The sequence below is a fragment of the Bacillus sp. mrc49 genome, assembly GCF_002803435.1.
In genome coordinates this window covers 1-778 of the sequence record NZ_PHNG01000609.1, presented here as the reverse complement: position 1 = coordinate 778, position 778 = coordinate 1, and the positions used below count along the sequence as shown (strand labels likewise).

The window sequence follows — 778 nt, the reverse complement described above, 5'->3', positions numbered from 1 at the left end:
TCAAGGCACCAACCCCCTTTCATTTTATCAAGCTGGAAGAGAACGGTATGCGGGTGAACGCTTTTTTTGGGAGGATCCTGCAAAGGAAATAACCATCACTGGTTTAGGCAATGTTAAGAAACTCAAAGCGGCAGCGAATGCCGAACGTTATAGAGAAGTCGAAAAGAGCTGGATCAAACTGCAGGAAACTGCTGTCAAAACGGGAGTGACCGATTTAGAAGCGACAGGACCTTTACTGTTTGGGGGCTTTTCTTTTGATTATGAATCTAACAGTAAGCTCCTTTGGAACCAATTCGGGGACAACCTGTTTTATATACCTGCCTTCATGCTATCAATAGTGGGAAAACAAGCTTACTTAACGACAAACTTACTTTGTTCGCCTGATGATTCAGAAAAACTCTTCAGAGATATGATAAATGAACGGGAAGCTTTCCTTTTCGAAAGCTTGGATGGAGCTCCATGCGGACCTAACTCCCTTGTTAGGCAGAGGGAGGTGCAGCCTGAGGAGTGGCAGCGCACGGTCAAGGATGCTGTCGAGGAAATCAAGACGACCGATCTCGATAAGATCGTGTTGGCCAGGGAACTTCGGCTTACCTTCGATCACTCCATCAATTCAGGGAAGGTGCTCGAACGATTGATTGCAGAGCAGCCATTAAGCTATATTTTCAGTTTGGAAGCGGGCGGCGACTGCTTTGTCGGGGCTACTCCCGAACGCTTGATCAAGAAGCAGGGACATGATGTCTTTTCAACCTGTCTTGCCGGTTCGATGGGACGGGGG

At 47.4% G+C, this 778-nt stretch carries 1 protein-coding gene; it reads left to right on the top strand.

The window, feature by feature from the left end; all coding sequences use genetic code 11:
- Nucleotides 1-778, top strand: a 778-nt coding sequence (locus CVN76_RS06365) for a chorismate-binding protein (protein WP_198512511.1), incomplete at both ends; no start/stop codon positions are given.